We start from the raw sequence: 22096 nt of genomic DNA on the forward strand, positions 1-22096 counted from the left end.
CTTGGTCGACGGGTTAAGGAGTGTGCGCCAGGATGATCAGAATCGCAGTGGTGGATGACGATTCCATCAGCTGTCGAACCATGGTCAATTACCTGAGTCGCTACCGCAAGGAACGTCATGAAGAGCTGACGGTCAGCGTCTTTACCGATGGCAAGGCCTTTGCAGACGGTTATCGACCCGTGTATGACATCCTTCTTCTGGACATTCAGATGACCCCCATGGACGGGATTGAGGTGGCCCGCAGGGTGCGCGCCCGAGACGAGTCTGTGGTCATCGTCTTCATCACTTCCGCCCCCCAATACGCCATCAACGGCTATGAGGTGGGCGCACTCTCCTACCTGCTCAAGCCCCTGCCCTGGTTTGCCTTCTCCCAGGAGCTGGACCGGTCCATCGCCCAGGTGCGCGGCCGCGTGGATCTGTCCATCCTGATTACCGAGGGTGCGCGATCCACCCGGATTCCCCTCAAGGACATTGTTTTCATTGAATCCGTCCGCCATAGCAGCGTCATCCACACCTTGGATTCCTCGCTGACCACGAACAGTACATTGAAGAGTCTGGAGGGACAGCTGGACCAGCGGGGATTCTTCCGCTCCAACTCCTGCTACCTGGTCAACCTGGCCCACGTGACGGGCATGGAAGACCAGGACTGCATCATGTCCACCGGTCAGCGGCTGCGGGTCAGCAGACCCCGTAAGAAGTCCTTCATGACGGCTCTAACCGCCTACGTGGCAGGTCGGTCATGACCACCACCCACATCCTCAATGCCCTGCCCGACATCCCCCGACTCTATACGGCCATCAGCGAGTGGCTGGGTTGCCTGGTCTATCTGTTGGCCATCGGAGTGAGGACATCACGCCTAAGAATGGTAGCTGTGCTTCTGCCCGGTCTGGCCGTGCTCATCGGGGTCCAGTACTGGGCCGGCACCCTGCCTATCGCCTTCTGGGTCATCAGCATGTGTCTGGCTGTGGCCTGCATGTACGCCATCATCATGCTGGCTTCAGGGTTGGGTGTGCTGGATGGGGCCTATCTGCTGGCCCGTGCCTTCGTTCTTGCTGAGTTGGTCGCCTCTCTGCACTGGCAGCTGGATTCCTTCATGCGGCCTGCCGGCCACGGCCTGTATGACCCGGCCTCCCTGATCCTGCTGGTGCTGATCTACGGTGGCGTAGGGCTGCTGGCCTGGGTGGCGGAGAGGCGCAACTTCGCCGATGCCCAGCCTTCGGTGCCAGGACGCAGCGTCTTCATCGCCGCAGTCATTGCGGTGGTTACCTTCGCCATGTCCAACCTGAGCTTCGTCTCTACCAACACCCCCTTCTCGGGTCGGGTCGGTCTGGAGATCTTCTATATCCGCACCCTGGTGGACCTGTGTGGGTTCGCCATGCTCTACGCCCAGCAGGAACAGCTGCGGGAGAGTCATACCAGCGCCGAGCTGGCCTCCATCAATGCCCGGGAATACAGCCAGCACCGGGAGTATATACGATCCAAGGAAAATCTGGAGGCCATGGGTAGGCTTGCCCATGACCTCAAGCATCAGATTGCGGCCCTGCGCTCGCAGATGGACCCTGAGCGCAAGTCCCAAGACTTCGAAGAGCTGGAGGCTGCGGTCGGACGGTACGGGTCACAGCAGCACACCGGCAACCCTATCCTGGACGTGGTTATGTCGACCAAGGAGCGCATATGCTCGGAAGAAGGGATCACCCTTACCATGGTGGCCGACGGCTCGCTCTTGGAGGGGATGGCGCCCATGGATGTTTCCACCCTCTTCGGCAACGCCTTGGACAATGCTATTGAGGCTTTGAGAAAGGTCAAGGAACCCGACCGCCGCCTGATCAAAGTGGCTCTATATGCTCGAGGGCAATTCGTGGTAATTCGCATCGAAAACTACTTCGTCTCGCCTCTGAATTGGAAAGGCAATGGCGAGTTGGCCACCACCAAGACCAGGACCGACGATGGCCTGCATGGTTATGGTGTCAAGTCCATCCGGCACATAGCCCACCGCTACCAGGGCGAGATAACCCTGCACACCGAGCATCACTGGTTCAGCCTCTACGTACTCCTGCCAAGGGAGGGCGATCAGTTGAAGCCCATGGCGGCCTCGGCGGCCTTGTAACCTAGGCGAATGGCCAAGCGGCCCGGCCTGCCCGGCATGTTGATCATCCGGCAGAGCAGGGTGGAACGCACGTCGGAGGCGATGACAGGGGAGCGGTGCTCCAGCCTCCTCCAGAGCATGTCCTTGTTCCGATAATTACTGGGCTTACGGGAGAGGATCAGAAAGACCGAGGTCACCACGCAGTTGATGGACAGATAGTGGATCATATAACGATAAAGTCCCCGGGGAACCGTCCCCGGATCAGGCGTGGAGTCGGCCATGAGCCCGTTGACCAGCAACAGTTGTGAGACCCGGGCGATCATGATTGAGGTCTGTACTGACTGGCCCTGACGGCCGGTGTGGTAACGGTAGAAATTAGTGTCCAAGTAGAGTAGGGTGTGCACCCATGGCAGGGGCTGATAAGAGTAAATGAAGTCCACGTAATAAGTGTGCTCGGGCAGGCGGGTGCGGGCCTGGCGGAGTACCTCGGTGCGCAGGATCAGGGCGTGCATGATCATGTACTGGGCCAATCCGAACCGCCGCAAATGGTTCCAGTCCAGCACCTGCCCCGGGTCCATGACACTGCGAAAGTTGATGACCCGCTTATGTCTACGGCCTTCCTTTTCGTAGACGTAGTTGGTGACTACCATGTCCACCGGATTCGTCCGTCGCGACTGGTCGCGCAGCTGGTCCAGGACCAGGCCCAGGGAGGTCGGGTCCACCCAGTCATCGGCGTCGACCACCTTGACATAGCGGCCCCGGGCGGCTGCCAGACCTGTGTTGACTGCGCCGCCGTGGCCCTTGTTGGTCTGGCGGATCAGGCAGACAGTGTGCGGGTGGCGTGCTTGGTATGACTGCACCACCTGCGCTGTGGTATCGGTGGATCCGTCATCGACCACGATGATCTCCAGGTCGTCACTCTCCCGGCTCAGGAGGGAGTCAAGGCAGGTCGGCAGATGCTGGGCCATGTTATAGGCGGGGACGATGAAGGTGAGAACGGGCGGGCTTGTGGAGGCCGGTCGGTCAGCTGTCATGAACAATCACTTCGCAAAAGAATGGGTCGGCGGGCATGTCGGCGGGGTTGCCGTAATCCCGTCGGCGGCCGTTGTATGCGACCACTGTACATGATGGGTTTGAGGAAAAGGCCCCGCCCCTCTGGCTGCCGATGCATGCCGGTTCATTGACAGCCAGAGGAGTGGGGCTGGAATTTTACTGGGCGCTCGCTTTCGATTCGGTGGGCTCCTGACGGAAGATGACCTTGAAGATGGGGAAGAAGACCCAGAAGGAGATGGCCGAGTTGATGATCATGGTGACCAGATCAGCAACGGTGGTCCCCAGGCTGCCCCAGTTCAGGGTGTGCTGGAAGAAGCCGTAGATGGGGTCCTTGTACCAGCCCTGCAGCGCCGCCGCGATGATGGTGATGATCACATAGGCCACCAGGTACCAGAAGGCCGCCTTCCAGACCGAGGAGTTGGACTTGAAGGTGATGTTGCGCTGGAGGAAGAAGTTGATGACCTGGGCGATCAGCAGGGTGATCTCCACCGCGAGGAAGTAGGCCAGGCCGCCCCCGCCGCCGTGGCCGATGGATCCGGCCGCGTAGTCGAACAGGTAGTAGGGCTTGCCGCCGACGGTCCCCATGCGCCAGATCTGGAAGTTGGTGCCGACCAGGGAGGTGCCGTTGAAGATGGCCTTGAGCACGGGCATGAGCACCAGCTGCAGTACGGTGACCCCGTTGGACAGGATGAAGAAGACGATGAACTGGGCAAGGGTGGTGTGCCGGTCGCTGAACCGCCGCCACCAGCGGACAATCGCCCACTGCGAGGCCGTTGTCGCCTTCCCCTGGGCCGGCTGTTCGGCCTGCTGGCTGTGCTGATCACTCATGATTGAGCTCCTTTCCGGTCCTGCGGTTGGCTGACATGTTCCTGAAGAATCCGGCGATGAATCCGCCCAGTCCACGCCATAGGTGGCCATTGGGGATGCGGACGATGGCCTCGACCATGGCCGTGTCAATCAGCCCGTTGGTCATCTTGGCCATGGCCCTGGGAGGCATGTTGAGCAGGAAGAGGGTGTTCAGGTCGGGGTTGCCGGTCTTGGCTTCGTGGCGACTCTCGCTTTTGGCCAGGAAGTTGGCCACGAACCTGGCCAGGGCGCTTCTTGAGTCCTTCCAGGATGAGAGCGGATCGTTGACGCCGAAGGTGCTGACGGCGCCCTGTCGGACCACCGAGTGGCCGAAGAGGGCTGTCACAGCGTCGTCATCGACCTCCTTGACCCGACCGGTCAGGTAGGCTCCCAGTGCAGGGTCGGGACTCTGCGGGTCGACGGTGCCATGGACGGTCAGCTGCTCGCTCAGATCCATACTGCGGGCGTCGGATCCGATCATGATGGTCCAGTCGCCGGACTCGACCTGCCAGGAGTTGCTGGCCGTGTCGAAGTGCCGGAAGGTCGTTTGATCGAAGTCGATGCGGACACGGGTTGATTGGCCAGCTTCCAGGCTGACCTTCTTGAAGCCTTTCAGCTCGCGGACTGGTCTGAGCACGCCACCCTTGGGCGCCTGGACGTAGAGCTGGGCAACGGTGGCTCCTTGCCTGTCCGAATCGTTGGTCAGGGTGAAGGTGACTCCCTTGTCGTCCACGGACAGATCGGCGTAGGCGAAGTGTGCGTAAGACAGGCCGTAGCCGAAGGGGAAGCGTTCCTCCACCTCGGCGGTCAGATAGTAGCGGTAGCCGACGAAGGGACCCTCCCGGTAGATGGACTCGTGCGCTGGATCGGGGTACCAGTCGGCGCTGGGGCAGTCGGCATAGGACTTGGGCCAGGTTTCCGCCAGGTGGCCGGATGGGTTGACCCGGCCGGTCAGGATGTTCAGGGTGGCTGAGGCTCCAGCCTGCCCGGACAGTCCTATATAGAGAACGGCATCGCACTGGTCGATCCAGTCGGTGGTGACGGGGGAGCCCGCCACCAGGACGACCACCAGGGGCTTGTCCGTCGCGCCCAGCGCCTTGATCAGGTCGACCTGGTTGCCGGGAATGTCCATGTGGGAACGGTCCAGGCCCTCGGATTCACTGCGCTCATCCAGGCCCACGCAGGCGACGATCACGTCAGCCTGGCCAGCCGCAGCCACGGCCTGGTCGATCAAAGATTGGTTCTTCTCGCCATGGCGTTCGTAGCCCTGGCTGTAGGAGGCCAGCTCCAGGCCGTCGCCGTTGCCCTGCCTGAGCAGGTCCAGCATGCTCTCCTGCTTGGCTGCGTTGACCTTTGAGGATCCGGATCCTTGGAACCTTGCGGTTTCGGCCATATCCCCGACCAGGGCGACCCGGGTGCCGGCGGCCAGTGGCAGGCGTCCCTCCCGGTTGACCAGAAGGACGGCGGATCCCTCGGCGATGCTCCGTGCCACCTGATGGTGGTCCCGTATCTGGTCCGCGGTCAGGTTCCCATCGGGATCCATGCCAGAGTGGTAGGTCAGCTTGGCCAGCCGTGCCACCTCTTCGGCCCGGGCGTTCAGGTCGGCTTCGTCCAGGCGGCCCTCCTGCACGGCCTTGGCAACCTGTCGCACGGAGTCGTATCCGGCCTGGGGCATCTCCAAGGAGGAACCATTGGCGGCTGCGGCGACCGCACTGTTGGAGCCGCCCCAATCCGAGACCACCATGCCGTCGAAGCCCCACTCCTTGCGCAGGATGTCCTTGAGCAGGTGGGGGTTCTCATTGGCATAGGTGCCGTTAACCATGTTATATGAGGTCATGATGGCCCAGGGATGGGCCTGGCGCACGGCGATCTCGAATCCGGTCAGGTAGAGTTCGCGCATGGTACGCTCGTCCACCACGGAATCGGATGCCTGGCGGCGCAGCTCCTGGCTGTTCATGGCGAAGTGCTTGGGGGTGGCGGCCACGCCCTGGGACTGGATGCCTTCGATCAGGCCTGCAGCCATACGACCGGCCACCTGGGGGTCTTCGGAATAGTATTCAAAGTTCCTGCCGCACAGGGGGTTGCGCTTGATGTTCATGCCCGGGCCCAGGACCATGTTGACGCCCAGGCTTCTGGCCTCGCTACCCAGCGCCTGGCCCATGGTCTTGGCCAGCTCCGGGTCCCATGAGCAGGCCACGGTGCCGGCTGTGGGGAAGCAGGTGGCGGGCTTGGATTTGCCCATGCCTAGGTTGTCCCCTGATCCGGTCTGGCGGCGCAGGCCATGCGGCCCGTCGCTCAGGACCATGCTCGGGATGCCCGCCCTCTTCAAGGCACGGGTTGCCCAGGTGGATTTTCCGGAGAGCAGCGATGCCCGTTCCAGAACTGTCAAATCCTTGACTTCCATAGTGTTCCCTCTCTATGACGGGGGTTGATCCTGCGGCGGGAACCCTCGTTGCTTCCACGATTGGCCTCGGATTGGTACTGAATTTCATTATTCCCCGACTGCCGAGGCCTGCTCGAGCGGGTTGCATAACCTGTTGTTTTCCTGGCATGAATGCCGCCTGGATGTCAACGGGTGTGTCAATCCGCTCCCCGGCGGACGGTGCATAGGTCCGTCTGCCGAGGAGCAAATCAATAGAGATGGAGGATCAGGCCGTCGGCCCTTGGTCAGAGCTGTTTTCGGATGGCGTGGACTCCATGCTGGCCGGATCCTGAGCGCGGGTCTGCCGGGCGTCGTCTGCCAGATCGCTCAGGGTGCCCACGTTGACAGCGCTGCGCCGTGCCTTGAACCTTCTGAAGGCCAGGTACTCCAGGGCCAGGAAGATTAGGGCCAGCACAACCAGTGCCACATAGAGGGCAATCTGCCAGGCCGGGGTCTGCACCTTGGGGTCACCGTTGGCGTACTTGTATCCGTGCACGACTGTGTAGAGGATGTTATGGCTGGCCTGGCGCATGGCCTTGACCGAAGTGGCGCTCTTGTCCTTGACGTGGTTGGTCACGTCTGTGGTAGCCAGCATGGCATCGTTCCCGTTGCGGATCAGTTGATCGGCGTTCTGATAACCATAGACGCCGAAGTAGTCGGTCAGCACCATTCCGCGGAATCCCCATTCGCCGCGCAGCACATCCTTCATCAACGGTGCATAGGCTCCGGCATAGGTGGTTCCGATGTAGTTGAGTGAGCTCATTGCAGCCTGAGCGCCGCCTTTAACCACAGCCGTTTGGAAGGGCTTCAGGTAGATCTCACGAATGGTTTGTTCATTGATCCAGGTAGCTAGCATGTTGAGGCGGTTGGTCTCCTGCTCGTTTAGAGCGAAGTGCTTCATGAAGGAATAGACACCCTTGGATTTGGCTCCTGCGACCTCGTTGGAACCTAAGACAGCGTTGATTTGCGGGTCTTCTGAGAAATATTCGAAATTTCTGCCGGCAAAAGCGCTGCGATGGATGTTGAAAGCGGGTGCATACCAGCCGGAAACATCCATGTCATGGGCCATAGTGCCAATCATCTTGCCATATTCAGATGCCAGATCTGGATTCCAGGTACAGGCCATGGAAGTTGAAGATGGGAAGCCAAGAGAGCCGACCTTAGTGAAGTTGTTGTTCAGCGCAGCAGGTCCGTCGGCATCAGTTAGCTCGATCTTGCCGATGCCTTTGACTGGTTGTGTCCCATACCCGCTCATAGCGATCAGGTTATCCATGTCCTTGACGCTGAGCTGGTCCAATAGCTTTTCCCACATGGGGTCGTCATAGGACTTGTTGCGCAGCTGATAAAGCCTGATGCCATTGCGGGCTCCCATTGTGGGCATTGCGTCATCGGCCTTATCTAGCTTCTTGGGATGATAGTTGTCATTATTCAGGAACCTGGCCTTTGCTTGCTCAGGCATGTCTGTGCTCTTCGGCGCTGCTGTGGCTTCTGCATAATTGGCAAAATGACCAGCGCGCGACAGGTAAATCACGTTGCCTTTCAAGTCGCCGAAATGATTAGTTGCCGCGACCTTATCGACTGAACGTGGATTACTCTGGTTGTAGATGACGGATTTATTGATTGTGATAGTGTCCGACATAATTGGCCGGTGGGAATCAGAGCGTATCGAGATTTCGTAGTTCCCCTGATCAAGTACGTAGGCCCTCTCCTGGTTGGCATCATAAGAGGCCATATCCTCATCCTTGAAGGAGATAGGAATGGTCTGACTCTCTCCAGGCTTTAGGACCTTGGTCTTTTTGAAAGAGATCAGGTTTGCGCTTGCTTTCTCGATGCCGCCATCGGTGTATGGCGGATCGAAGTAGACTTCGACTGCGTCACGGCCGCTCGTCGCACCTTCGTTGGTTACTGTCACATCGAAAGAGATTTTCCCATTGTCATGTTTGATGGGGCTCATATGCTGAGTGAAGCTTGTGTACGACAAGCCATATCCGAAGGGGTACTGGACCATCTGGTCGTAGTTGATCAGGCCCTCTTTGGCAGCTGTTTCCCAGAACCTGTACCCGACATAGATGCCCTCGTTGTAGTTGACGAAAGTGGGAGTAACGGTCTGCGGTTTGCCAGTGAACCCGGTGTAGGTAGCCTGGTGGTCATCCATGTTGGTATATGTGAATGAACCGAAATTATGATAAGTCGGTGTTGCGCTTAGATCACGCACGAAAGTGTCAGAGGTTCTTCCCGAAGGGTTGGTTGTGCCCTTGATTACTTCACCCAAAGCGGTGAATCCAGCTTGCCCTGGGGGCGGGCACCAGAGGACGGACTTGATCTGGGGATATTGACCCACAAAGTTCAGGTTGAACGCATTAGCGCCGTTGTAGACCAGAACGACTTTGTTAAAAGTGCCAGTAACCTTGGCGATCATGTCCTGCTCGGGCTTGGACAACTCCAAGAAGCTCTGACCATTTTTGAAATCTGGTGCAGATTTATCGTTGTCATGGTAAGTGATGCCCTTGGCTTTCATGTTGATCGGAAGATCGGCACCTTCCCCACCGACTCTGCCAATGACCACGATGGCAGTATCAGAGAAGTGCGCTGCATCGTCTATGAGCTTCTTGGTGTATTTTGTAGCGTCTGGTTCCGGCAGTGTCCAATCTTGGGCGAACATGCCTACTGTTGGTCGGTCGGCACGGTAGTGCCTGTAGAAATCGGACAGTTCGGTGTTAGTCTTCAAGCCTGACTGGTGAAGACCGTCAAGCAGGCTGGTGGTGGGATTATCAGCCGACATGGATCCTGAGCCTGTGCCGCCATAGACGGGGTTGGTCGAGGCCCAGCCGAAGACGTTGACCTTCTGTTCTTCTAGAGGTAACGCATGATCGGTGTTCTGCAGCAGGGTGATCGACTCACGTTGGATATTCTTGGCCAAATTCCTGGCCGCGGTCACCGTTGCGGGCTGGAGCTCATGTTTGCTAGTGGACTTGGTGATCAGGTTGGATAAGGGTCCCAGAAGCATGGTCGTCAGAGCTACGACGACGGCCACAAAGGTTACCAGCCAGGACTGGGAGTGGATCATCTTCCGGTTGGCTACGTTTTTGACGGTGTGCTTGTTCACCGTGATTGTAATCAGCAGTGCCAGTATCAGAAAGACGCCAATGACCGTCAACTGCGGAATCAGCGACTTGAGTACGGCGACCACATCGCTCAGATTAATATTGAGCATGTTCGCTACTTCCCTCTGTTCTCTGCCGAAGCTTCACCCGGTCACGACTATGGACCGGTCACGAAGTAGACGGAGCATTTGAACTGTGATCCGTCTCCAGGGTGGGCGAGCGACCTTCAGCTGCATCGACACGCCTTTATGCCACGGTTTCAGTTAAACATTTATGACCTGTTTCTGTGGCTGCACATGCGCGAATTGCCGAATTTGCCGCATAACTTGAATCGATTTATGACCTGTATCGGTGTATGTGGTGAAGACCTTTCCTTGTTTGGTTCGGCTTGGCAGGGCACGTGTGAAGCAGTTTTCTTTTGCAGCGAACGACCAAACTGCCGGGACGGAGTCGTCCTGGACTGCGATGATGACGGACAACTCTTAAAGAAACGGGTTCTACCGCAATTGAATGTTCCCGGTTCTATACCTCTGGGGAGGGGGTGCCAGTGCGGTCATAAGGCAAGATATACAAGATATAAAGGTACAGATACAAATGCGGATAAAATAACTCTATGACTAGTCGTGCCGACATGGTTCACAGCCGTTCTCGCCTATATAGGACGCAAATCAATGGCACGCGTTTGGTTTTCTCAATGAATCCAGCCCCTCGCCGTGCCCCTATTATCCTTTACCTCCATGGTGGTCCGGGCGATGCCTGCATTCCGCTGACCATGCGCTACAACGCGGCCTTGGAGCGTGATTTCCGCTTCATCAATCTGGATCAGCGAGGCAGCGGACTGTCCTACCATCCTTTCGCGCCTGACGAGGTGGTGACCATTGATTCGATGGTCGAAGATATTCACCAGTTCGTGCTAGAGCTTCTTCGAACCTACCGACAGGATTCCCTTATCATCGTCGGCCATTCCTGGGGGAGCGTCCTAGGGCTGGAGATGGTGAAGTGGTATCCCTCTCTTATTCGCTGCTATATCGGCCTTGGACAGGTTGTCAGCATGCGCGCCGCTCTTCGGCTCAGACGGCATTGGGGGCAACAGAATTTGGGTCCCCGGCTCGGTTCGGTCGTCAGCAGGGAGAGCGGAGCTGCTGACATGGTGCTGATGATCAATGAGCTGCTGTCTCGTGGAGGGGCTGCCATGCTGTTCGAGTCCCTGGGGCGGATCATGACCTACGTGCGCTCGCCTTACTACAACTGGTCGCGTCTGCTCAACCACGCCAAGGGGGTAGCTCAATCTCGCGCTCGATTGGACGCAGAGCTGGAGCAGGTCGATTTCAGCGGGCAGACCTCCTTCGGGGCGCCGGTATATTTCATCAGTGGCAAGTATGACCGTCATCTGCCGGGCAGTCTGGTTGAGCGGTTTGCAGATGGGTTAAAGAGCCCGCATCGGTTTATCCGCTTTAACCGGTCCGGGCACTGCCCACAATGGGATGAGCCAGAACGCTTCGCGGCAACGGTTAAAGCCATCTGCCTGTAGCGCATGATTAATGAAGGAACAGCTACCTCACCATTCGGGCTCATCCGCATGGTGGAAATACATCCTGCAAGGTACTAAATCTACTAATATAAGTCATTGAAGATATTGGTTTGAGCCTCGCTGAAGAGTGTGCGGGGTTCCTGGATAGACGAAGGTCGATGAAACGGGGTCTATGTCGATGAAAATCGACACGCCGTAGAATCCCCGGAATCATTGGGATCCTCCGATATCTTTCTATGCCAATTTGCAGGACGACCTAAGTTCGTGTAAGTTTACTTCTTGCTGCCCGGCAGTGATGAGAACTCTTCGGAGGGCTTGGAACTGTTGGTGTGGTGGTGGTTTGAGAACTCAAGAGCGTGTTTGTGCTACTTATAGCTTTTTGATTGCCAGTCCGATGCCTTCCTCTGTTGTGGGGTTTCGTGGGAGCGTGTAATTGGTGTCGGGGTTTTTCGTGGGTTGGTTTCCTCCTTATGGAAGCTGGCCCGTCAATTATTGATGTGGGCTGTTTCGGCCTTCTTCATGGTTTTTTGTGGAGGGTTTGATTCTGGCTCAGGATGAACGCTGGCGGCGTGCTTAACACATGCAAGTCGAACGGGATCCGGGCAGCTTGCTGCCTGGTGAGAGTGGCGAACGGGTGAGTAATGCGTGACCAACCTGCCCCATGCTTCGGAATAGCTCCTGGAAACGGGTGGTAATGCCGGATGCTCCGCACCGTCGCATGATGGTGTGGGAAAGGGTTTACCGGCATGGGATGGGGTCGCGTCCTATCAGCTTGTTGGCGGGGTGATGGCCTGCCAAGGCTTCGACGGGTAGCCGGCCTGAGAGGGCGACCGGCCACATTGGGACTGAGATACGGCCCAGACTCCTACGGGAGGCAGCAGTGGGGAATATTGCACAATGGGCGCAAGCCTGATGCAGCGACGCCGCGTGCGGGATGACGGCCTTCGGGTTGTAAACCGCTTTTGATTGGGAGCAAGCGAGAGTGAGTGTACCTTTCGAATAAGCACCGGCTAACTACGTGCCAGCAGCCGCGGTAATACGTAGGGTGCAAGCGTTATCCGGATTTATTGGGCGTAAAGAGCTCGTAGGCGGTTCGTCGCGTCTGGTGTGAAAGTCCATCGCTTAACGGTGGATCGGCGCCGGGTACGGGCGGACTGGAGTGCGGTAGGGGAGACTGGAATTCCCGGTGTAACGGTGGAATGTGTAGATATCGGGAAGAACACCGATGGCGAAGGCAGGTCTCTGGGCCGTCACTGACGCTGAGGAGCGAAAGCGTGGGGAGCGAACAGGATTAGATACCCTGGTAGTCCACGCCGTAAACGGTGGATGCTGGATGTGGGGCCCGTTCCACGGGTTCCGTGTCGGAGCTAACGCGTTAAGCATCCCGCCTGGGGAGTACGGCCGCAAGGCTAAAACTCAAAGAAATTGACGGGGGCCCGCACAAGCGGCGGAGCATGCGGATTAATTCGATGCAACGCGAAGAACCTTACCTGGGCTTGACATGTGCCGGACGGCCGCGGAGACGTGGCTTCCCTTCGGGGCCGGTTCACAGGTGGTGCATGGTCGTCGTCAGCTCGTGTCGTGAGATGTTGGGTCAAGTCCCGCAACGAGCGCAACCCTCGCCTCGTGTTGCCAGCACGTTATGGTGGGAACTCACGGGGGACCGCCGGGGTTAACCCGGAGGAAGGTGGGGATGACGTCAGATCATCATGCCCCTTACGTCCAGGGCTTCACGCATGCTACAATGGCCGGTACAGCGGGATGCGACATGGTGACATGGAGCGGATCCCTGAAAACCGGTCTCAGTTCGGATCGGAGCCTGCAACCCGGCTCCGTGAAGGCGGAGTCGCTAGTAATCGCGGATCAGCAACGCCGCGGTGAATGCGTTCCCGGGCCTTGTACACACCGCCCGTCAAGTCATGAAAGTGGGCAGCACCCGAAGCCGGTGGCCCAACCCGTGAGGGGGGGAGCCGTCTAAGGTGAGGTCCGCGATTGGGACTAAGTCGTAACAAGGTAGCCGTACCGGAAGGTGCGGCTGGATCACCTCCTTTCTACGGAGATTATGGAAATTCCCCTGCGTGGTCTGCGTGGGGGTCGTGCCTGCGGGTCGGCCGGATGGCTGGCTGGCGTGGGCGTGCTGGCGTGGAACGGTCTTGAGGCTGTGGCATGGATGCGCTGTTGGGTTCCCGGACCGCCACCCTTGTGGGTGGTGTTCCTGATGCCCGTCGGGTCCTGCGTGGGGTTTTGCCCTGTGGCGGGTCCTGATGGTGTGCTGGTGGTTTGAGAACTGGATAGTGGACGCGAGCGGATGGCTGGCTGTTGTGCTGGCTGTCTGCTGTATTGTTTCGTCCGGGCCCATGTGAGTGGGTTCGGGTCGATCGTTTTGTGATCGTTTAGTGTGATGATTTGTCGTCTGGCAGTTCGCAGTTGTTGTTGTCGTGGCATGGCCTGTGGTCGTGTTGTCGGCAAGGGCGCATGGTGGATGCCTTGGCAGACAGGACCGATGAAGGACGCGTGGGGCCGCGATAGGCCTCGGGGAGCCGCCGACAGGGCTTTGATCCGAGGGTGTCCGAATGGGGTAACCCGCCGGCTGTTATGGGCCGGCACCGCATTCGTGCGGGGGGTACGCAGGGAAGTGAAACATCTCAGTACCTGCAGGAAAGGATATTCCGTGAGTAGTGGCGAGCGAAAGCGGATGATGGCCAAACCGGTGCCGTGTGAGACCCGTCGGGGGTTGCGGCATGGGTGTTGTGGGACTTGGCGTCCGGGCTCCGACGGGCCCGGCGGCAGTGATAAAGCGGCGTGTGAGGCGAACGGGATTGAATTCCCGGCCGTAGAGGGTGATGGCCCCGTAGCCGAAGGCGCGCCGCCTGCCGGTTCTTGTTCCCAAGTAGCGCGGGACTCGTGGAATCCCGTGTGAATCGGCCCCGACCGTGGGGTAAGCCTGAATATTCCTGTCTGACCGATAGCGTACGAGTACCGTGAGGGAAAGGTGAAAAGCACCCCGGGAGGGGAGTGAAAGAGTTTCTGAAACCGTGTGCCTACAATCCGTCGGAGCCTTTCGGGGTGACGGCGTGCCTATCGAAAAATGAGTCTGCGAGTCAGTGGTGCGTGGCGAGGCTAACCCGTGTGGGGCAGCCGTAGCGAAAGCGAGTCCGATAAGGGCGTTTCCAGTCGCGTGTCCTGGACCCGAAGCGGGATGATCTAGCCCTGGGCAGGTTGAAGCGCGGGTAAGACCGCGTGGAGGACCGAACGGACCTGGGTTGAAAACCGGGCCGATGACCTGGGGCTAGGGGTGAAAGGCCAATCAAATTCCGTGATAGCTGGTTCTCTCCGAAATGCATTTCGGTGCAGCGTCGCGTGAGTGCCTCCATGGGGTAGAGCTACTGGATGCTTGAGGGCCCGTATCGGGTACCGACAGCAGCCAAACTCCGAATACGTGTGAGGTGTATCGCGGCAGTGAGTCGGCGGGGGATAAGCTCCGTCGTCGAGAGGGAGACAGCCCAGATCGTCGTCTAAGGTCCCTAAGCGCGTGCTAAGTGGGAAAGGATGTGGAGTCGCATAGACAGCCAGGAGGTTGGCTCAGAAGCAGCCATCCTTGAAAGAGTGCGTAACAGCTCACTGGTCTAGTGGTTCCGCGCCGATAATGTAGCGGGGCTCAAGCACGCCACCGAAGACGCGGCAGCGCAGTTTGCTGTGCTGGGTAGGAGAGCGTTCCGCGTGGGGTGAAGCGGCGGCGTGAGCCGGCCGTGGACCGCGTGGAAGTGAGAATGCAGACATGAGTAGCGAGAGGCGGGTGAGAATCCCGCCCGCTGGATGACCAAGGGTTCCGGGGCCACGTTCGTCGTCCCCGGGTGAGTCGGGTCCTAAGGCGAGGCCGACAGGCGTAGTCGAATGGATGAAGGAGTCGATATTCTCCTACCGGCGTCAAGCCGTCCAATCCAAGACGTGGAAGCGTGCCCTTACCTGTGTCGGGTGGTGGTCTTCGGACCGTCCGATGGCATGGGACCGGCGTGTGGATGCGTGGCGGGTAGCGCGGGAGTGACACGGAACGGGAGCCGGGCCGCGGTGGTGGTTATCCGTGGTCAAGCATGCGGCGCGTCGGGCAGGCAAATCCGCCCGGCATGAGCGCGAGGTGTGATGATGGGGGGTCTTGTGCCCCGAATCCGGTGTGCCGTTCCGTCGAGAAAAGCTTCGGCGTGAGGAGTGGCGCCGCCCGTACCCTAAACCGACACTGGTGGTCAGGTAGAGTATACCAAAGCGATCGAGCGAATCCTGGTCAAGGAACTCGGCAAATCACTCCCGTGCCTTCGGTATAAGGGAGGCCCCTGCCGGTGAGGCGCTTCACGCGCGGAGCCGGCGGGGGCGGCACAGACCAGGGGGTAGCGACTGTTTACCAAAAACACAGGTGCATGCGAAGACGTAAGTCGCTGTATATGCACTGACGCCTGCCCGGTGCCGGAAGGTTAAGAGGATCCGTCATCCCTCTTCGGAGGGGGCAGCGGTGAATTCAAGCCCCGGTAAACGGCGGTGGTAACTATAACCATCCTAAGGTAGCGAAATTCCTTGTCGGGTAAGTTCCGACCTGCACGAATGGCGTAACGACTTCCCCACTGTCTCGACCAGGAGCTCGGCGAAATTGCAGTACGAGTAAAGATGCTCGTTAAGCGCAGAAGGACGAAAAGACCCCGGGACCTTTACTATACCTTGGTATTGGCGTTAGGTGCGGACTGTGTAGCATAGGCGGGAGGCTTCGAAGCGGGTGCGCCAGCATCCGTGGAGCCGTAATGTGAAATACCGCTCTGTCCTCATCTGGCCTCTAACCTCGGCCGGTCATCCCGGCCAGGGACAGTGCCTGGCGGGTAGTTTAACTGGGGCGGTTGCCTCCCAAAGAGTAACGGAGGCGCCCAAGGGTTCCCTCAGCCCGGTTGGCAATCGGGTGTTGAGTGCAATCGCACAAGGGAGCTTGACTGCGAGAACGACGGGTCGAGCAGGGACGAAAGTCGGAGATAGTGATCCGGTGCCGGCGTACGGACGCGGCATCGCGCAACGGATAAAAGGTACCCCGGGGATAACAGGCTGATCATCCCCAAGAGTCCATATCGACGGGATGGTTTGGCACCTCGATGTCGGCTCGTCGCATCCTGGGGCTGGAGCAGGTCCCAAGGGTTCGGCCGTTCGCCGATTAAAGCGGCACGCGAGCTGGGTTCAGAACGTCGTGAGACAGTTTGGTCTCTATCCTCTGCGCTCGTTGGAATCTTGAGGAGCCCTGCCCATAGTACGAGAGGACCTGGGTGGACGAACCTCTGGTATGCCGGTTGTCGCGCCAGCGGCACGGCCGGTTGGCTACGTTCGGATGGGATAACCGCTGAAAGCATCTAAGCGGGAAGCCCCCTCCAAGATAAGGATTCCATGAAGCCTCAGGGCTTCTGAAGACCCCATGCAGAACACATGGTCGATAGACCGGACGTGGACACCCCGCAAGGGGCGGAGCCGACCGGCACTAATGGTCGAAGACAACACAACACCCACCCCCTGGAGGGGTGGCGGCATCAACCCTTACTGCGGATACGACCTGCGGCAATATGCACGGACGGCCACAGGCGATCGAAGCACACGGAACACGCGTCCACCATCCGGTCCCCAAACCGCCAGGAAACCCCGACCCCCCACGGGATCGGAAGAATTGAAGATTCGCGGCGGTCATGGCCTGGGGGAGACGCCCGGTCCCATTCCGAACCCGGAAGCTAAGACCCAGCACGGCAATGGTACTGCACCCGGAAGAGTGTGGGAGAGTAGCACACCGCCGCCACAACACATTGAAAGGCCTCGAGACGCATAAGCGCCCGAGGCCTTTTTTCTTAAAGAGATGAACTTCAAATTGGCTAGATTAAGCCGAACGGTATTACAGGCGGACCTGGCCTAGGAGACCTTGACTCCTGTACAGGTAAACTCTGATCTACGTTCTTAGACAGAGGGAGCTGGAACATTCTTGACTGGCAGGCTATAACTTTTGCTAACCCCATAAGGGTCGCGGCCGGCCTTTGCCTCTTTCATCTGCAGGCAGAGATTGGAAGCGGCCTGCTCACCCATTGCTTTAGGATCCTGTTCAAGCAGGTAGATACCGTTTTCCACGTATTGTGACCAGTCCCAGTCGTCGAAACTTACCAGGCCCAAGTCTCTAGGGAAAACGAGTCCGAGTTCCCGGAGAGAGGCGAGTGTTTCGAAGAGGAGCGGGCCCATCAAAGAAACCAGGAGAGTCTTGCCGGTGCTGCCATCCTCTGCCATGTCGGCGATTTCTTTCCTGATTTGTTTGGACAACCATGATCCGTCATGATCACCCATCTCTATTCTGACATATTTCTTCTTCAAGGCTTGGGATGCCCGTTCAAACCCTTCTGCGCGTATGGTCTGGGCGGATACCTGGCTCAGCACTCGGCTCAGAACTACTACTTTCCGATAGGGTCCGGACAAGAGCTTGGAACCAAGGGAGAAGCATGAGTCAAAATTGTCGCTGGCTACCTGGCTGATCTGGTGGGGTTGATCCCCGGTTAGTCTGTCAACCATGACCAGGGGTAGATGAGCAGTTGAAATAGACTTGTAGGCTTCAAAATAGCAGGCATTAGGCTGGATAATCAAACCGTCTACTTGCTGGGATAGCAGTCTCTCAATTTCATCCTTTTCCTGGTCGACTGAATTGTTGGAGTTCATCAGCATGATGTCGTAACCGGAAGGCTGCAGGACGTTGTAGATTCCCTTGAAAAGAAGCGAGGAGAAAACATTGGAGATATCACCGACGATAACGCCGACGATCATGCTCTGTCCTCGTCTTAGCTGCCTTGCCGAAGCCCGGGGCGTGTAATCGAGCCGATTCACTGTTGCCTGGATGCGTAGTCTGGTGGCAGGACTCATCTTCCGGTAGTTGCCGTTGATGAAACGCGAAACAGTGGTGACTGAGACTCCGGCCTCACGAGCAATATCCGCTATCGTCGCCTTACTCATGCATCCTCCTGAGATTCGCGCCCTTATCCAGCCTTGTATACGTAGCGGGGGCACTGGTCCTTATTCGTTTTACCTCACTATGTAGCCCGGGTTTTGGATTACTCCGACAATGTGACTAGAGAGGTTACGGAGCGGACCGGATTGACATAATGGGGCAAACCATGTATACCTAAGGTTAATCGATAAACCTCATAAAACGTTGCCGTTTTCAATGCAAGTGATATCGATAAACCAATAAAAAACACTGAGGCCTTAACCAACGCAGCGGAGGTAAGCGCTACCAAGACAAGGTGCTAAGTGTTCAGCGAAAGGATGTTGTCGATGGTGGACGATGATTTCTCGTTACAGAGCTTCGCCCTGACAGGCAAGGTGGTCGTCATTACGGGCGGTGCTAGTGGCCTGGGTGAGTACTATACACAGGCTGTGACCCAGGTTGGAGCCGATGTCATGGTCGTTTCGAGCACGGAGAAAAACTGGGACAAGATCAGGGAATTCGTCCAGGCCCAGGGGCGTCGTCTGGTCCTCCTGAAGCAGGACATTACGCAGGAGGGCGCCGCCGATAAGGTGGTGGAGACGGCGATGAAGGAGTTCGGCAGGATCGATGTCCTTATCAACAATGCCGGTATGCAGCGTCGCCACCCATTAGATGAGTTCCCCGACGAGGATTGGCGGGCCGTCATTGACCTCAACTTGAACGCCCTGTACTACCTGTCACATGCGGTGGCCAAGGTGATGATGAAGCAGCGTTCAGGCAAGATTATCAATATCGGTTCGATGCAGTCTTACCGAGCGGGGAAATATATCTTCCCCTACGCCGCCAGCAAGCATGCGGTCATGGGGCTTACGCGGGCTTATGCAGATGCCTTGGCACCCTACAACGTTCAGGTCAACGGAATAGCTCCGGGCTATATTGACACTCCCATGACCAAAGCCCTCCAGGAAGACCCTGTTCGCAGCGTAGAGATCAGGGATCATATTCCCGCAGGGCGCTGGGGACAGCCCTCGGAACTCAAGGGTGCCATGGTCTTCCTCTGCTCCAAGGCTTCAGACTACATGACCGGAGTCATGATACCTGTAGACGGCGGTTACCTTCTGCGTTAATTGCAATGCCATATCCTCGGCTCAAGCTGTCGGCCGGGGTGTCGGCTCTTCTCTTCATCCTCCGATCGATGTAGATCGGGAATTCTGAGCATGATATCTGAAACCACTCACAAAAGAGGATCCAATGAAGCTTCTCATAGTTGCCTGCGCCGTAGCAGTGCTTATATTCCTTATAGTCAAGGTCAAGCTCAACACCTTCGTCTCCCTGATCATCACATCCATATTGGCAGCTCTGGTTCTGCAGATTCCTCCGGATAAGATTCCTACTACCATTGAGAATGGTATCGGGGGTCAATTAGGTCATCTTGCCATCATCTTTGGATTCGGCTCTATGCTGGGCAAACTCGTCTCTGACTCCGGCGGCGGCCATCGCATAGCTATGACTCTGATCAGACATTTTGGGCGCAAACGCATCCAGATAGCCGTGGTGCTGGCATCCTTCGTAATCGGACTGGCGCTCTTCTTCGAGGTGGGTTTGGTGGTTCTTCTGCCAATTATCTTCGTCATCGCGCGGGAATTGGACATGCCACTCATGTATCTGGGTATTCCCATGGCAGCCACTCTGAATGTGACTCACGCATTCCTGCCACCTCACCCTGCGCCCACGGCCATCACCGCGACTCTAGGCGCCAGTATGGGCCAGGTCCTGATCTACGGCATTATTGTTTCCATTCCCACGATCATCGTTGCCGGCCCCCTTTTCAACTCCTTCCTCCACCGTGTTTGCCCATCGATGTACCACGAAAACATTGATGTAGCCGTCTTGGGCGACTTCAAGGAGTTCGAAGAGAAGGACACGCCCGGATTCTGGATCAGCGTTTTGACCTCCATGATGCCGGTCGTTCTGATCGCGGTGGCCACGATCTGTTCCTTCATTCTGCCCAAGGGCGCACTTGTCACCAAGGTCATCGAGTTCATCGGCGCCCCTGACATCGCCATGTTGCTCTCTTTGATCTTTGCAGTGTGGTCCATGGGATATGCCCGAGGCAAGAAAATGCCTGAGATTGCCGGGTCCATGGCGGAATCGGTCAAGCAAATCGCCATGATGCTGCTCATCCTTGGTGGTGGTGGCGCTTTCAAGCAGGTTCTGGTGGATGGCGGCATCTCCGATTACATTTCCACCCTGTTCGCTCACATCAACATGCCGCCGCTGATCGCGGCCTGGCTGGTAGCAGCGGTTCTCCGGGTATGCTTGGGTTCCGCTACAGTGGCTTCGCTGACGGCCGCCGGTCTGGTTGCACCTCTGATGGCCATGTCTCCCGTCAATCCGGCCCTGATGGTTCTGGCTGTAGGGGCAGGGTCCGTCGTGGCCGATCACGTCAACGACGCAGGCTTCTGGATGATCAAGGAGTACTTCGGACTCAGTCTGAAGGAGACATTCATGTCCTGGACCACGGTGACCACGGTTCTTTCTGTGACCGGCCTTGCTGCAGTCCTCCTGCTTTCGCTGGTGGTCTGAGGGACCTTGGGGAACGAGGTATAGTCTCCGCTAAAGAAATGGGGGAGGGACAACTCCTACGGCAAGTGATGCTGTAGGAGTTGTCCCTCCTCGAATTTGGGGTCAGAAGAGGCCGTTGTCGTTGCGTGACTTCACGCCTTCTACGTTGTGCTCGATGATATCCCAGGGCTCGGCCAGCTGGTCATCCTGCAGCCGGTAGATATCGCAGACCTTGTTGACATGGCCGTTCTTCAATGTGCACTTGAAGAAGACATAGACCATGTCGTCCTCGCCGTTCAGTCTGATGATGTCAATTTGCGGGCCCAGGGACAGAAAGCCCTTGATGAACTCCAGGAATCCTGACTTCCCATCGGCACGTGTTGGGTTGTGCTGGATGTAGTCGTCCCGCATGAACCTGTCGAGGTTGCTGATATCTCCCTGGCTGAAGACCTGGTTGTAGAATTCCTGCACAAGGGACTTGTTGGCTGCCGTCTCACTTTCGCTCATCATGAACCTTCGCTTTCTGCCTGTATATAGGTTTTTGAGTTTCTTCATGACAGGTGTCTTTGCTCAGGCTCGTAAGCGCGTCTGAAATCACGATGAGCAGGTGGATGGTGACTGACGGGAAGGCTATCAGGCCTTGAAGTGGCGCTCGTCGTTCATGGTGGCGAAGTTCAGACCGATCAGGATGCCGCCGCCTATGTAGTTGCCCAGCATGGCCACCAGGACCACCAGGATCGCCTTCCAGGCGTTGACCCGCCCGAAGACGCCCAGGATGAGGAAGAGGGCCGAATCCGCTATCGAGTGCTCGAACCCGCAGAAGGCGAAGACGAAGACGGCCACGACCATGATGATGCACTTGGTGAAGTCGTTGGAAAGCTTGCCGTTGTAGACCATGAGCATGGCGATGTTGATGCAGAAGTTGCACAGGATGCCGCGCACGAACAGGTCGGCGAAGCCCATGGGGCCGGCGGAGACGTAGCCGGTCTTGGTGGCCGAGGCCGCCAGCATCTGGTCCAGGGTCGGACCGCTGACGATGGATGAGAAGCGCAGGATGACGGCCACGATCAGGGCTCCGGCCAGGTTGCCCAGAAGGCAGAGGACCAGGATCCGCAGGGAGGCCAGCCAGCCCAGGCGCTTGTGATAGGCGCCTATGGTGACCACCATCATGTTGGAGGTCAGCAGTTCGGAGTTGGTGTAGTAGATCAGGACCAGGGCCCAGCCGAAGGTGGTCGCCGCCAGGACCCGGCCTGCCATGATCAGACCGTGGTCGGCGGGGTTTTGGCCGGCCTGACCCATGATGACGAAGAAAGCCGTGAAGAAGATACCCACAAAGAGGCCAGCCATGGTCGCTCGTTGCATGTACTTGCCGGTCAGGGCGCCGCTCATGGTCTTCTTGCTCTCGACCACGTCCAGGACGGTGCTGATGAAGGCCCGTCCGGGGAAGAGGGGTTGTCTGTTTTGTTGATCTGTCATCTGATTGGGTTGCTCATTCACGGGGTTCATTATGGCA

13 protein-coding genes and 3 rRNA genes are annotated in these 22096 nt (G+C 57.8%); 9 read left to right on the forward strand and 7 right to left on the reverse strand.

Going from position 1 to position 22096, the window contains the following annotated elements:
• Positions 1 to 32 precede the first annotated feature (32 nt).
• Both DKK74_RS00055 and DKK74_RS00060 read left to right on the forward strand, forming a co-directional pair.
• Positions 33 to 743, forward strand: coding sequence for a LytR/AlgR family response regulator transcription factor (locus tag DKK74_RS00055; protein WP_029678392.1), 711 nt, complete (start codon positions 33 to 35; stop codon positions 741 to 743).
• The gene (locus tag DKK74_RS00060) at positions 740 to 2107 is read left to right on the forward strand and encodes a sensor histidine kinase (RefSeq protein WP_110412234.1); all 1368 of its coding nucleotides are present in this window, start codon (positions 740 to 742) and stop codon (positions 2105 to 2107) included. The genes DKK74_RS00055 and DKK74_RS00060 overlap by 4 nt, the downstream gene beginning before the upstream one ends.
• On the opposite strand, the gene DKK74_RS00065 is transcribed toward DKK74_RS00060, so the two are convergent.
• From DKK74_RS00065 to DKK74_RS00080, 4 genes are all read right to left on the reverse strand, one after another.
• The gene (locus DKK74_RS00065; RefSeq protein WP_110412235.1) at positions 2071 to 3120 is read right to left on the reverse strand and encodes a glycosyltransferase family 2 protein; all 1050 of its coding nucleotides are present in this window, start codon (positions 3118 to 3120) and stop codon (positions 2071 to 2073) included. The genes DKK74_RS00060 and DKK74_RS00065 overlap by 37 nt on opposite strands.
• A 175-nt stretch (positions 3121 to 3295) precedes the next feature.
• Entirely contained in the window at positions 3296 to 3967 is a 672-nt protein-coding gene (locus DKK74_RS00070; protein ID WP_219997329.1) for a hypothetical protein, read from the reverse strand.
• Positions 3960 to 6389, reverse strand: coding sequence for a glycoside hydrolase family 3 C-terminal domain-containing protein (locus DKK74_RS00075; RefSeq protein ID WP_110412236.1), 2430 nt, complete (start codon positions 6387 to 6389; stop codon positions 3960 to 3962). Before DKK74_RS00075 ends, DKK74_RS00070 begins: the two co-directional genes overlap by 8 nt.
• A gap of 244 nt (positions 6390 to 6633) precedes the next feature.
• A complete protein-coding gene (locus DKK74_RS00080; protein WP_110412237.1) occupies positions 6634 to 9621 on the reverse strand; it encodes a glycoside hydrolase family 3 protein in 2988 nt (995 codons plus the stop codon).
• A 584-nt stretch (positions 9622 to 10205) separates the two neighbouring features.
• Here DKK74_RS00080 and DKK74_RS00085 point away from each other — a divergent pair.
• The 5 genes from DKK74_RS00085 (at position 10206) to rrf (ending at position 16854) form a co-directional block, all read left to right on the forward strand.
• The gene (locus DKK74_RS00085) at positions 10206 to 11042 is read left to right on the forward strand and encodes an alpha/beta fold hydrolase (protein ID WP_181414829.1); all 837 of its coding nucleotides are present in this window, start codon (positions 10206 to 10208) and stop codon (positions 11040 to 11042) included.
• 526 nt (positions 11043 to 11568) lie between these two features.
• Positions 11569 to 13093, forward strand: a 16S ribosomal RNA gene (locus tag DKK74_RS00090).
• An 11-nt stretch (positions 13094 to 13104) separates the two neighbouring features.
• Complete coding sequence (locus DKK74_RS08660; RefSeq protein ID WP_146210516.1) at positions 13105 to 13326, forward strand: hypothetical protein; 222 nt, start codon at positions 13105 to 13107, stop codon at positions 13324 to 13326.
• Positions 13327 to 13497: 171 nt separating this feature from the next.
• A 23S ribosomal RNA gene (locus DKK74_RS00095) occupies positions 13498 to 16568 on the forward strand.
• A gap of 169 nt (positions 16569 to 16737) precedes the next feature.
• A 5S ribosomal RNA gene (rrf, locus tag DKK74_RS00100) occupies positions 16738 to 16854 on the forward strand.
• Together the 16S, 23S and 5S rRNA genes form the textbook arrangement of a ribosomal RNA operon.
• A 155-nt stretch (positions 16855 to 17009) precedes the next feature.
• Here the strand turns inward: rrf and DKK74_RS00105 are convergent.
• On the reverse strand, positions 17010 to 18044 hold the full coding sequence (locus tag DKK74_RS00105; protein WP_110412239.1) for a LacI family DNA-binding transcriptional regulator: 1035 nt from the start codon (positions 18042 to 18044) through the stop codon (positions 17010 to 17012).
• Between the two features lie 321 nt (positions 18045 to 18365).
• Between DKK74_RS00105 and DKK74_RS00110 the strand changes: the two genes are divergently transcribed.
• On the forward strand, positions 18366 to 19145 hold the full coding sequence (locus DKK74_RS00110) for a glucose 1-dehydrogenase (protein ID WP_110412240.1): 780 nt from the start codon (positions 18366 to 18368) through the stop codon (positions 19143 to 19145).
• A gap of 124 nt (positions 19146 to 19269) precedes the next feature.
• A complete protein-coding gene (locus tag DKK74_RS00115; RefSeq protein WP_110412241.1) occupies positions 19270 to 20604 on the forward strand; it encodes a gluconate:H+ symporter in 1335 nt (444 codons plus the stop codon).
• Positions 20605 to 20706: 102 nt separating this feature from the next.
• Here the strand turns inward: DKK74_RS00115 and DKK74_RS00120 are convergent, their stop codons facing one another.
• Positions 20707 to 21093: a nuclear transport factor 2 family protein gene (locus DKK74_RS00120; protein WP_258334389.1), complete on the reverse strand. Its 387-nt coding sequence runs from the start codon at positions 21091 to 21093 to the stop codon at positions 20707 to 20709.
• Between the two features lie 123 nt (positions 21094 to 21216).
• Positions 21217 to 22059: a formate/nitrite transporter family protein gene (locus DKK74_RS00125; protein ID WP_258334390.1), complete on the reverse strand. Its 843-nt coding sequence runs from the start codon at positions 22057 to 22059 to the stop codon at positions 21217 to 21219.
• Positions 22060 to 22096: the final 37 nt, after the last annotated feature.

Origin of the sequence: Bifidobacterium asteroides (genome assembly GCF_003202755.1) — a bacterium.
Taxonomy (GTDB): domain Bacteria; phylum Actinomycetota; class Actinomycetes; order Actinomycetales; family Bifidobacteriaceae; genus Bombiscardovia; species Bombiscardovia asteroides_F.